This is a genomic window from Paenibacillus sp. Marseille-P2973, from assembly GCF_018101095.1.
In the GTDB taxonomy this organism is placed as follows: Bacteria; Bacillota; Bacilli; order Paenibacillales; family Paenibacillaceae; genus Fontibacillus; species Fontibacillus vini.
In genome coordinates, this window is record NZ_JAGQEH010000002.1 from 653,945 (window position 1) to 665,991 (window position 12,047).

General features: G+C 49.6%; 10 protein-coding genes. 2 read left to right on the forward strand and 8 right to left on the reverse strand.

Annotated elements, in window-relative coordinates:
- Window positions 1–44: 44 nt before the first annotated feature.
- Complete coding sequence (locus KB559_RS06630; protein WP_481856431.1) at window positions 45–953, forward strand: polysaccharide deacetylase family protein; 909 nt, start codon at window positions 45–47, stop codon at window positions 951–953.
- 307 nt (window positions 954–1,260) lie between these two features.
- Here the strand turns inward: KB559_RS06630 and serS are convergent, their stop codons facing one another.
- The 3 genes from serS to KB559_RS06645 all read right to left on the reverse strand — a co-directional run bounded on the left by serS (window position 1,261) and on the right by KB559_RS06645 (window position 3,789).
- Window positions 1,261–2,562, reverse strand: coding sequence for a serine--tRNA ligase (gene serS / locus KB559_RS06635; protein WP_211020913.1), 1,302 nt, complete (start codon window positions 2,560–2,562; stop codon window positions 1,261–1,263).
- 268 nt (window positions 2,563–2,830) lie between these two features.
- Window positions 2,831–3,199, reverse strand: coding sequence for a hypothetical protein (locus tag KB559_RS06640; protein WP_211020914.1), 369 nt, complete (start codon window positions 3,197–3,199; stop codon window positions 2,831–2,833).
- A complete protein-coding gene (locus KB559_RS06645) occupies window positions 3,196–3,789 on the reverse strand; it encodes a CPBP family intramembrane glutamic endopeptidase (protein WP_211020915.1) in 594 nt (197 codons plus the stop codon). Before KB559_RS06645 ends, KB559_RS06640 begins: the two co-directional genes overlap by 4 nt.
- Before the next feature lie 697 nt (window positions 3,790–4,486).
- Here KB559_RS06645 and serA point away from each other — a divergent pair.
- Window positions 4,487–6,076, forward strand: a complete 1,590-nt coding sequence (serA, locus tag KB559_RS06650; protein WP_211020916.1) for a phosphoglycerate dehydrogenase — start codon at window positions 4,487–4,489, stop codon at window positions 6,074–6,076.
- 106 nt (window positions 6,077–6,182) lie between these two features.
- Here the strand turns inward: serA and KB559_RS06655 are convergent, their stop codons facing one another.
- The 5 genes from KB559_RS06655 to KB559_RS06675 all read right to left on the reverse strand — a co-directional run bounded on the left by KB559_RS06655 (window position 6,183) and on the right by KB559_RS06675 (window position 11,893).
- A complete protein-coding gene (locus KB559_RS06655) occupies window positions 6,183–7,625 on the reverse strand; it encodes a HAMP domain-containing sensor histidine kinase (RefSeq protein ID WP_211020917.1) in 1,443 nt (480 codons plus the stop codon).
- Window positions 7,626–8,342, reverse strand: coding sequence for a response regulator transcription factor (locus KB559_RS06660; protein WP_211020918.1), 717 nt, complete (start codon window positions 8,340–8,342; stop codon window positions 7,626–7,628).
- Between the two features lie 72 nt (window positions 8,343–8,414).
- The gene (gene ccsA / locus KB559_RS06665; protein ID WP_211020919.1) at window positions 8,415–9,677 is read right to left on the reverse strand and encodes a cytochrome c biogenesis protein CcsA; all 1,263 of its coding nucleotides are present in this window, start codon (window positions 9,675–9,677) and stop codon (window positions 8,415–8,417) included.
- Window positions 9,674–11,344 (reverse strand): cytochrome c biogenesis protein ResB, encoded by a 1,671-nt coding sequence (gene resB, locus KB559_RS06670; protein WP_211020920.1) that lies wholly within the window; start codon window positions 11,342–11,344, stop codon window positions 9,674–9,676. Before resB ends, ccsA begins: the two co-directional genes overlap by 4 nt.
- A gap of 21 nt (window positions 11,345–11,365) precedes the next feature.
- The gene (locus KB559_RS06675; RefSeq protein WP_211020921.1) at window positions 11,366–11,893 is read right to left on the reverse strand and encodes a peroxiredoxin family protein; all 528 of its coding nucleotides are present in this window, start codon (window positions 11,891–11,893) and stop codon (window positions 11,366–11,368) included.
- Window positions 11,894–12,047: the final 154 nt, after the last annotated feature.

Here is a 12,047-nt window from a genome sequence, read left to right on the forward strand (position 1 = left end):
AACAAACTCATACTGCATAAATACAGGAAAGCGAGATGATCCACTTGATCAGCAAAAAATTGGTGTTGTTTGCAGCCGCATGCCTGCTGCTAAGCGCCTGCGGCCAAAAACAGGAAACCCCGGAACCGACTCCCTCTGCAACCGAATCCAACGCTGCCCTTCCGTCCGGAGGCACTTCGACAACGTCACCTGAATCGGAAACCGGACAAAATCTGGAGGCTGAGCAAGAACCTGAGAATGGCACCGATCCGGCAGGAACCGACGGGCAAAACAAGGATGACGAGCAAAATGGGCAAGAACAGCCGGCAAACCTCTACCATATCAACAAAGCCTACAATGTGGTTCCCAATGAAGAGGGCACCGAGAAGAAAGTGGTGCTGCTGACCTTTGACGACGGACCAAAAGAACAAGAAATGATCGACGGTCTTATCGATACCTTGGATAAGCACAACGCCAAAGCGATCTTCTTCGTCAACGGCTACCGCGTCAAATCGAAGCCCGAACTATTGCAGCTGATCCATGACCGCGGTCAAATCATCGGGAATCACAGCTGGGATCACATCGATCTAAAAAAGGAAACGGAAACCAGCGCCCGGAAGCAAGTCGAAGACGTTCAAAACATTGTCGAGGAAACGATCGGCGAGAAACCCCGTTTTTTCCGTCCGCCATTCGGCTCGGGGAATGACAAGCTGCATCAAATCGTCGAAGAGAATGACATGATCTACATGACCTGGTCCAACGGCTCTCTTGATTGGGATTCCAAGAATAAAAACAAGCCGGATGCAGTGATCCAGAACGTCATGGATCAATTGCATGCCGGCAGCAATATTCTTATGCACGAGCTTCCTTGGACCGTTGAGGCACTCGATGAGCTCCTGACCAAGCTGGAAGCCAAAGGCTACAGTTTTGTGGACCCGCGCACCATTTCTGAAAAACCGGAAACGGCTGAATAATGAAAGGCCATGTTCTTCAAATAACTGGATTTTCTACAGTTAATTTCACGTAATTTATTCAAAATTCAAAAATAGATGTAAAACCTCCAGTTAATTAACCGCTATCCCTGTTACATCGGGAAATGGGGCTGAATAGCTGGAGGTTTTACAGTTAATTCACTCAATTTGCCTTTCTATCGGATAATAACTGTAAGTTTTACAGTTATTTGCATCCAGCACGAATCCTGAAATTGTTGTACTTCAGTTCCGTGTTGATCCATCCAAGCGCTGCGCTTGAGGTCCCCTGGGTTTGAATCTCTTTAAGAAGTCAGTCGTTCCTTGCTTCAACAAGACCGGGAACCAACAACTCTCTTCCGCCCAAATAATTACGAAGCGCCTCCGGGATATAGATCGACCCATCCTCTTGCTGATGATTCTCCAGCAGCGGAATCAGGATGCGCGGCGACGCTACCGCCGTATTGTTGAGGGTATGGCAGAATACAAGCCGTCCATCGGTATCACGACAGCGGATATTGGACCTACGCGCCTGGAAGCTGTGCAGGTTCGAAGACGAGTGAGTCTCCCCGAAATCGCCCCGGCTGGGCATCCAGGTTTCAATATCATACTGTTTGAACGTCTTAGGCGACATGTCGCCGGCACAGACAGCCATCACCCGATAAGGCAGCTCAAGCAGCGAGAGTAGCCGCTCCGCATGGCCGGTAATTTCGCGATGCAGCGAATCCGAGACGGCATCGTTCGGCTCACAAATCACTACCATTTCTACTTTAGAAAACTGATGAACCCGGTATAATCCCCGAACATCCCGTCCCGCCGAACCGACTTCATTACGGAAGCAGGTCGACACAGCTGCCAATCTGATCGGCTCCTTCACATCTAGAATTTCGTCCCCGTAATACGAAACAAGCGGCACCTCCGCTGTTCCAGCCAACCATGCTCCTTCATTATCTACCGAGTAGGCCTGGTCCCTCCCCGATGGAAAATACCCCGTATTAATCATTTGCTCCTCTTTCATGAGCAAAGGCACCTCAAGCGGGGTGAAACCCGCATCAAGCAGCAGATCAAGTGCAAGCTGCTGTACGGCCCGATGAAGGAGCAAGCCCGGTCCTTTCAAATAGTAGCTGCGGCTGCCAGCCACCTTTACCCCTCGGGGAATATCAATCATTCCGTGCAGCGCGCCAAGCTCCACATGATCTTTAGGCGCAAAATTCCAGACCGGCAGATCCCCCTCTCTCCTGATCTCCACATTGTCGGCATCGCTTGCCCCAGCCGGAGTATCGGCCGAGGGTACATTCGGAACAAGCAGCATCAACCGGTTGAATTCCAATTCCGCGGTTTGTAATTCCTTATCCACTTCTTCCAATTGCCCGTTCAATTCCTTCAGCGATACTTTCATGCTCTCCATCTTGGACAATTCGCCAGCTTGGGCCGCTATAGCTACCTCCTTCGACCCTTCATTTCTCCGTCTTCGTAACTCCTCCGATTCCTGCAACAGCTGACGCCGACGTTCATCCCACGTTAAAAGTTCCTCCACCGACAGGTTCAACCTTTTTGCATCGGCCGCTTCCTGTACTTGTGTCGCGTTTTCGCGAATCCACCGAATATCAAGCATTACCACCGCTCCTTTTCTTAAAAAAACACAAAGAGCGCCCTCATCCTTGGGACGAGGAGCGCTCTGCTCGCGGTGCCACCCAACTTATTGCAGCGCATACGGCTGCAATCACTTTGGATCCGCGATAACGGGCGGGCCGGTAAACTTAGAAAATTCGGTTTGATTTTCTTGGCGAAAACGCCTCCGAGTTGGATGCTCATCATCGGCATTTTAAGAATTTTAAATTTTTCACAGTATATCCGATTTGCAAATCAAGCGCAACCCCGGATTAGAGACCATGGCTTTCTCCCCAAGGAGAGTCACTGATCCCCCACCACAGCAAATAAATCATGATCGCGATGAATATGTACAATAACGAATTGTAAAACCATCTGGTAATTTTGATACGCTGGGAAGGGAACATCTCTTTTCTCGTCGGCAGTTCGCTCACGTCAGATTCATTGCCTTCCGTGAAATATTCGGTATCACTGATAATTGGTGTGGTTTCTGAAGACACCGCCATTTCAACATAGGATGTCCCCGATGCTTTACGCTCAAGCGTTTCGGACGCCTCGATTCGGCGCGTCCTTTTACGCGTCCCATTAGCGGAGCTGCGGTTTCGTGCATGCCGCTCCGATCTGCTCAGCCTTTCGTTCATGTTTCCCTCCGATATTTGATAGCTAGTCCTGAGATGAGGTCGATGAGAAAATGACAGACGATCGGGGCCCACAGCGTCCCTGTCTGTACGTAGATAAATCCAAGGCCATAACTGCTGGCAAACACCCAGCCCGTCGGGATCCAGTGCTTCAGATAACGGATATGGATCACGGCAAACAGGATGCTGGTCCAGTAAGGTCCCAGACCGTGCTGAATCGCTCCGCGAAACAAAAGTTCTTCACAAATCGACACAACGAAAGCGATCAAAACGATATGCCACACGGGGCGGGCTTGGAACAGCTTGGTATTGATTCCCCCATCATCCAAAGCTTCCTCAAGGACGATTTTTGAAAGCAGCAAGTCAATGACCAGCATGCACCCCGCAAGGCCTACTCCCCAATAAAGGAATTCCGGGGTCTGCGGAAATTTCAGCACGGTAAGCGGATTTCTTTTTTGAAAAAAGAGAATAATCAGTCCAATAAACAAAGCTAAACCTTGAGTAAAATAAAGATTGATCAATAGCAAACGGTCATCAATCTGAGCGGGATCCACTCTCTGGATCTTCACTTTGCCGAATTTGAATTTTTTCATAATTTTGTCAAACCCTGTCTATTGTAATAGAAATACAAGTCAATAAGTCAATCAGTTAGCCAAAGGCAAAAAAATACCCGGCTCGTCCGGAAATGAGCAAATTCGACATTAATAAAATCATACCCAAAAAACCGGTCGGATTCAAGGCCGCTCCCTGCGCCCGAAACCGATCGGACGAAATAGTATTGACACCTCTGACGCCGCATGATACATTATGAAAAATTAGATTTCGCAAAAAACTGTGAAGGAAACAAAGTCGTCCGGAAGCTCCCAGAGAGCCGGTGGTGCTGGAAACCGGCAGTGGAACGACAACTTTAGCGATCCTGAGTCACTGCGTTGAACCTCTTATCAGATTGTAGGCGCAGTCGGAATAATTCCGTTATCATTCCGTCATTATGACATTGAGGCTGTGACCTGCAAAGGTCCAGTGAATTAGGGTGGTACCACGAACAACTCTCGTCCCTTACTACGGCAGTAGTATGCGGATTGGGAGTTTTTTTAGTACCTTTCGCCCAATCGCGCCAAATTCTTTGTTTGCGGTGCTCATCTATCTCTATCCTTTGGCACAGTGTAACGGTAATGGAGAAAAGCAAGTGCGTATGGTAATGCTTCCAGGGGTATGCAGGCTGCTGCGGGCAGTCCGCAATCCCGAAGAAGCAATCCTATAAACAAAAGACAAATTAGGAGGCTAGAAATCATGTTTAAAGTATTAGTTTCGGATCCAATCAGCGACATGGGAATTCAGCAGCTCATGGACGCAAGCGACGTCGTCGTGGAGAAAAAGACAGGACTTAGCGAGGATGAGCTTGTTGCTATCATCGCCGAATACGACGGCCTGCTCGTCCGCAGCCAGACCAAAGTAACCGAGAAGATTATGGAAGCCGGAAAAAACCTCAAAGTTATCGGCCGCGCAGGCGTCGGCGTTGACAACATCAACCTCGAAGCGGCTACCAAGCGCGGGATTGTCGTCATCAATGCTCCCGATGGCAACACGATCACAACTTGCGAGCATGCTTTCGCTATGATGATGGCGCTGGCCCGTCACATTCCGCAAGCGTACGCCAAGACGATCCAAGGCACATGGGACCGCAAGTTCCTGGGCGTGGAATTGCGCAACAAGACGCTCGGCGTTCTCGGCATGGGCCGGATCGGCAGCGAAGTCGCAAAGCGTGCAAAAGCGTTCGGCATGGATATTCTCGGCTACGATCCGTTCCTGACGGAAGAGCGTGCTGAGAAGCTCGGAATTACGCTGGCTTCGGTGGACGATATCGTCCGGAACGCTGACTTCATCACCGTTCACACGCCGTTGACACCGGAAACGAAGCATATGATTTCGCGTCCTCAATTTGAAGTTATGAAAAAAGGCATGCGCATTATCAACTGTGCCCGCGGCGGTGTAGTTGACGAAATGGCGCTTGTTGAAGCGATCGATCAAGGGATCGTAGCCGGAGCGGCGTTTGACGTATTCGAGAAGGAACCGCCGGAAGCGGATCACCCGTTCCTGAACAATCCGAAAGTCATCGTTACTCCTCACCTCGGCGCATCCACAATTGAGGCCCAGGAAAATGTGGCTATCGACGTATCGGAGCAAGTTCTGCACATTTTGCGCAACGAACCGTTCAAGAACGCCGTGAATATGCCTCCGGTAGCTCCTAGCGTAATGAACAAGCTTCAGCCTTACTTTGAGCTCGGTGAAAAGATCGGCGCATTCTTGGCTCAACTCAACGATGTGGCGGTTCAGGAAATTCATGTCGATTACGCTGGCGACTTGGCGGAAGTCGACACTCAGCCACTGACTCGTTATATCATTAAAGGTGTGCTGTCGCGCCATTTCGGAAATGACGTCAACATCGTCAACTCGATGCACCTCGCCAAAGCCCGCGACGTGAACGTTGTCGTATCCCAGGCTTCGGCTACCAAAGGCTTCACCAACCTGATCAGCGTATCGCTTAAAACCCAGGACGGTGCAGAACGCCGCATCGCGGGTACGCTGTTGAACGGGTACGGCGCACGGATCGTTCAAATCGATAAGTTCCCGGTTGACATCGCTCCGGAAGGACATCTGATCTTCATCTCGCACAACGACAAGCCGGGTATTATCGGCAGCGTAGGCACGTTGCTCGGCAAAAACGATGTCAACATCGCTTCGATGCAGGTTGGCCGGAAAATCGTTGGAGGCGAAGCGATCATGGTGCTCACCGTTGATAAAGAAACGCCTAAGGAAGTCCTTGCTGAGCTGACCAAGCTGGCTGAAGTCAACAAAGCTCAACAAATCGCTTTTGAATAATAAGTCTCTGAACTAAGATTCAATCCAATATGTTCCACGTTGAACAAGATTAATCTCTTCGGTTCAACAAAAAAACACCCTTTTTACAAAGGGTGTTTTTACATTTTTACGATAATTGCGGCTTTTCGACAGGCAGCAGCATATGAAATGCGGTTCCCTTCCCCACTTCACTCTCGGCATATATCGAGCCGCCATGGGAATCGACAATGTTCTTCACAATGGACAAGCCTAACCCCGTTCCTCCGGTTTCACCGCGGACGCGTGCTTTATCGGCTTTATAGAATCTGTCGAAGACGAACGGCAAATCGTCCGCCGGAATCCCGACTCCACTGTCTCTAACGGACAAGTGCAGCTCGGATCCATGTCCCCCTTCAGCCATTCCCGCTTCAATAGAGATCGTGCCGCCTTCAGGAGTATGACGGAAAGCATTGTCCAGCAGATTCGTCAGCACCTGCTCCAGACGATCCTCGTTCGCCTCCTGGAGTTCCAGGGCACCGTCCTTAAGCTCCAGCCGCAAAGCGATGTCATTCTCCTTCGAGCGTACGAGAAATTTGCGGTATACGCGTTCGGCGAGCTCCCGAATATCCACAGATTGCATAGTCATATCGGTATGACCAGCCTCCATACGGGCCAAGTCCAATAAATCCCGGACAAGCCGCCCCATTCGAAGCGATTCATCATGAATAACCTGGACCAGCTCTGCGCTCTCCTCCGGAGATGTCGCCATTCCGTCAAGCAACGCTTCGCTGTATCCCTGCATCATCGAAAGCGGTGTCCGGATTTCATGCGAAACATTAGCTACGAAATCCCGGCGCATTTTTTCCAGCTTCACTTCTTCGGTAACATCGCGCAGAACAGCTACCGCCCCGCGAATGCCTCCATCCGAAGCAAGGGGGGCCATATGCACGGACCAGACGCCTTTTTTTACATGGATGTTCATGCTCTGGTCGCCTTCCTGATCCAGCACTTTACGAAACATCTGCTGAAGCGGACGCGGAATCTTTTGCAATGAGCCCTGAACGGTTTCCGCCGCTTCGCTTTCCTCATCCGGCAAATCGCCCCACATCTGCAGAATGCGTTCACCCGGGGGATTGGTCAATATGACATAGCCGCTCCCGTCCAAGGTAATAACCGCATCATTCATGCTGCGAAGCACGCTGGATAGGTGCTCTTTTTCATGGTTCAGACTTCGGATCGTCTTCTCCAATTCCTCGGCCATATGGTTGAACGTATTAGACAACACGCCGATCTCGTCGCTGGTTTTCAGCGAAAGCCGGGTGTCGTAATTCCCTTTGCGAATCGAATCCGTGGCTTGAATAAGCCGCTGCATCGGCTGCGTAATTTTGGTGATCAAAAATAACGCAAAGAACGTTGTCAGCGAGAAGCCGATCATCGAAACGAGGACGAACAGTTTTTTGATGGCTCCCGGATTCGTAAAATTCGTATCGATATAGGGAAGAAAAAACAATCCCACGGAAAGGAGGACAAATGCCACCAGACAAATGATCGTAATCCACAGCTTACCGACAAGCGTTCTTAAGAAATTCACTTATTTCGCTACCTCCAGCTTGTAACCTACGCCCCATACCGTCGTGATCATGGCTGCGGATTCCGGAGATACTTTGTTCAACTTCTCGCGAAGGCGTTTCACATGCGTATCGACCGTACGCAGGTCGCCGAAAAATTCGTAGTTCCATACATCCTTCAAGAGCTCTTCCCGGGAGAACACTTTATCCGGGGAGACTGCCAGATAATGCAGCAGTTCATATTCCTTCGGCGTCAAGCTGACTTCCTGCCCGCTGGCCGTAACCCGGTGAGCGTCATGCTCAATAACGAGATGAGGGAACACGATATTGTTGCTAGTACCGTTTTCCTTGGTCAAGTAGGCTGTCGCCGAAGCGCGGCGCATAATCGCTTTGACCCGGTAAATCACCTCGCGGGGACTGAACGGCTTGACGACGTAATCATCGGCACCGACTTCAAATCCCTGCACCCGGTTGATCTCTTCCCCTTTGGCCGTCAACATTAACACCGGCGTCGACTTCACTTGTCTAAGACGGTTACATACCTCTACCCCGTCGATTCCCGGCAGCATCACATCGAGGAGAATCAAGCCGTAATCGTTGGCGGTCGCTTTTTTCAGAGCGATTTCTCCATCCTCGGCTTCATCGATTTCATATCCTTCTTTTTCCAGATACATTTTAAGCAATCGGCGGATGCGTTCTTCATCGTCGACTACCAGAATACGGTTTTCTTGATCTGACATGGACAACAACCCCTTCATCTTCTTACGCTTGAGCACTGAATGTAGTTCATTATTGGTTAGATTATTATATCATTAGTCTGTGCCCGCATAGGAATGCAAACCCGCAATGATGAGATTGACCCCTACGAGGGTAAACATAACGACTAAGAAGCCGAGCACGGCGAGCCAGGAAGCCTTGCGCCCCTGAAAACCGCGCGATAAACGAAGATGCAGATATGCACTATAGAAAAGCCAGGTAATGAGAGCCCATACTTCTTTCGGGTCCCAGCCCCAGAATCGTCCCCATGCCTGCTGCGCCCAAATCATCGCAAAGATGAGAGCTCCCAGCGTAAAGATCGGGAACCCGATTGCAATCGCGCGATAGCTGATCTCGTCCAGATCATCCGGATCTATACTCTTCACCGTCGGTGCCAGCAATTCGCTGAGCGAACGGCGGAGAATCAAACGAAGCAGGACGTAAATGATTACGCCGGAAATCAGCGCCCACAACACCGTGTTAAGCTTGCGGCCCGAGTTATCGCCTTTCATCCACGCCGGCGCTTCAAACAACGGTTTATCCAGGCCGAGGAACGGTTGAATGGATTCTACACTGCTGTCATGCGGAGCCACAATCGGAGGCATAGAGTACATCTTCTTGTCTATTGTACTATCTTGCTCTACTTGGCTGTCAATCTTTGTCGCATTTTGCGTAAAAACAGCTTCATAACCGGAAGCGCGGAATGCGAATACGGAGACAATGAAGCCCACTACTATAATAATAGAAAAAAGCGTAAATTCAACCCACCATTTTTGCCGGCGGGATATTTTGTCTTTTGCGCTGAAGTCGATTGTCCGTAGCAAATACATTAAACCGGCGGCAAAACCGACCGCAAAGAACGATTCTCCCAAAGCCGCCAAAGTAACGTGTATGTACAACCAGATGGATCTAAGCGACGGAATCAAAGGCTGAACATCCTGCGGAAATACCGCTGCATAAGCCATAATAATTATGGCGATCGGTAAAGCAAACATACCAAGCAAAATTTTACGGTAAATCAAGAAGACGACCGTAAAGGCTACCATAACCATCATGGACAAGAAGGTCATGAATTCGTACATATTACTCACCGGAACATGCCCGCTGTACGCCCAACGCGTACCGCAATAGACCAGATGGGCTAGCAGTCCAAGGGAAGAGGTCGCAAACGAGATAATCCCCCATTTGCGTTCATGCTGCTTCGGATCGCGATTTCTCCAGGTTTTCCCCGTTACGGCCACTACATAAAAAATAAAAGATAAACAATATAAATAAAACGCAATTACAAAAGCCTGTCTACTGACCTCTAAAAAACTCATGACCGATTCCCCCCGTTATCCAATTGCTTCTCATCCACTTCCACATTCATCATTTTGAGAAATGAAGCCACTTCGCGGCGCAAGCCGAACCAGTTCTTCGAAGTGTGGCCCCCCACGGTCAATACGCCGTCATCGATGCGAAGCCAGATCCGCCGGTGCTGCCAGTAAAATCCCATAACCAGCCCGAGCATTACGATTCCAAGACCCGTCCAGACATAAGGCATCGCCCGGTCGATACGGATATTTAAGTAGCTGGAGGACTCGATAAAGTCGACATCTTCCATTCCGATTACATCCAGCTGCAGTTTGTTCTGCAGACCGCCGAGCTTTTCGTTAATGGCATCCTGCTGAAACCGTTCTTTATCGATCTGTTTGGGAAAATAAATGTACTGGCTGCCCTTTTCCGGTAAATCCGGTCCCTTGACCAAAAACAAAAATGCTGGAGCATTCGGATCTTTGGATTTGGAAATCGGCTGACCTTGATCATTTAAGGCAAAATCCATGAACTTGTTTTTCAGCTCCAGCGTGTAAGGGCCAAGAGTGAAATTCTGCTGCGGGTTCGTCATATCAAGCTTGAACTTTCCGTATTGCTCGCCTGTCTCAACATTAACAAGCACGGGTTGTACCGACCGCAGCTTCGGCGTCAAGTCAAAGTCGAACTGATACGCCTTAAAGCCTTTATAGTTCAAAGGGTCATTGACCCGGATCGCATGCTGTTGAACCTCTTTCAGCTTCGGCTCCTTAGAAGGATCGCCGCAATCCGCCGTGCATTCATACAGGATCGCCTTTGTCTCAAACAGCTTCGGAACGATCTTGCCGGTACCACGGAAATCATCGGACATTTCTTCTTCGGTGTAGTATTCGACCGTGAATTTGTCGTTCTTCAAGTAAAGATTCGTGTCGGGAATTTTGGTGATCTCCCCTTCAGGGAACCAGTAATGCTTGTCGAGATGCAGACCCGGCAAACCCCGGAATAGCACGGCCAGCAAAAACACGATCAGGCCGATATGAATCACGTAAGGGCCCCAACGGCTGAACCGCTGCTTCTCGGCCAGGAGGGCGGAACCGTCCGTATGCACGCGGTATCCCTTTTTCTTAAGCGGCTTCACGGCCTGTTGAACCCATTCCTCGCCGTTTCCCTCGACCGGCCCTTGGTAAACCACCTTTTGCCGGGTAAGAAATTGCATGTGCTTGCGAATCTTCTGTTTTGAAAGCGCTTTGTAAAGCGGAAGCACCCGGTCCAGACTGCAGATGACAAGAGAGGCTCCGATCATCACGAGCAGCAAGACGAACCACCAGGACTCGTAAGTGTGGGACAAGCCCAGCTTGTAATAAATATCGCCGATCGTTCCATACTTGTCCTTGTAAAAGGTTGACGGATCAAAACTCACGAAATTGCTTTCCTGTTCAAAAATCGTACCGAAAATCGCACCGATCAAAGTGAATATGATTAGATAAATAGCCACCTTGACCGAGGAAAAGAAGTTCCAAATCTTATCGATAAAGTTCGGGTTTGCGCGTTGCGAACGCCGGGCTACGCCGTCGTAACGCATCTCCAGCAATTCCTTGGAATCCGCATGTTCGTCGAGCGGCTTGCCGCAGGCTTCGCAAAGCACCGTGCCGACCCGATTCTGGTGCCCGCATTCGCACTTCGTATTTTTAATCAAAAGAAAGTCCCCCTATCTCCATCAAGGATTCACCAGCCGCTTGATTTGATCGTCCAAGGTCGCCAAATTCAGCTCGCCTTCATGGATAGAGGCAATTTTGCCTTTCTTATCGACAAAGAAAGTCGTCGGCATCGGCACAACGCCGTAATCCTGAACCGCTTCATTGTTCGTATCGTAAAGCACCGGAAAATCGATGCCGAGCTGCTGCGTAAAATTCCGCACCGTCATCTCGTCTTCGCCAGTGTTGATGCCTAGCACCACCACGCCCTGATCGCTCCACTTCTTCCACTGCGCCTGAAGCGCGGGCATTTCATTAACGCAATACGTACACCAGGTAGCCCAGAAATTAACGACCACCGCTTTACCTTTGTACTCTTCCAGGGTATGTACCTTGCCATCCATCCCAAGCAATTTGATCGCGGGAGGTTTGTCACCCATCTTAGGTTTACCGCTTCCGCCGCCGGATACAGCCGATCCGATGGCATAGACGCCAAGGATGACGATAAAGATTAAAATGACGATTTGTACCGGACGTCTCGCCTTCCCCATAACCAACTCTCCTTCTATGACAAATATCATAATCAATGGACAAAAAGTGAATATCCTATGAACATTATAACGAAAATTGCCATAGTTTCAGCCGGGGGAAATTTGAATATTATGTGTCCTTATCATTATATAATAAATTCATTTTTCTGCAATT

What these genes read in the sequence shown, in the direction of transcription:
- serS (WP_211020913.1), bottom strand. Translation starts at nt 2,562, where the DNA reads ATGCTTGATATTCGGTGGATTCGCGAAAACGCGACACAAGTACAGGAA.
- KB559_RS06640 (WP_211020914.1), bottom strand. Translation starts at nt 3,199, where the DNA reads ATGAACGAAAGGCTGAGCAGATCGGAGCGGCATGCACGAAACCGCAGC.
- KB559_RS06645 (WP_211020915.1), bottom strand. Translation starts at nt 3,789, where the DNA reads ATGAAAAAATTCAAATTCGGCAAAGTGAAGATCCAGAGAGTGGATCCC.
- serA (WP_211020916.1), top strand. Translation starts at nt 4,487, where the DNA reads ATGTTTAAAGTATTAGTTTCGGATCCAATCAGCGACATGGGAATTCAG.
- KB559_RS06660 (WP_211020918.1), bottom strand. Translation starts at nt 8,342, where the DNA reads ATGTCAGATCAAGAAAACCGTATTCTGGTAGTCGACGATGAAGAACGC.
- ccsA (WP_211020919.1), bottom strand. Translation starts at nt 9,677, where the DNA reads ATGAGTTTTTTAGAGGTCAGTAGACAGGCTTTTGTAATTGCGTTTTAT.
- KB559_RS06675 (WP_211020921.1), bottom strand. Translation starts at nt 11,893, where the DNA reads ATGGGGAAGGCGAGACGTCCGGTACAAATCGTCATTTTAATCTTTATC.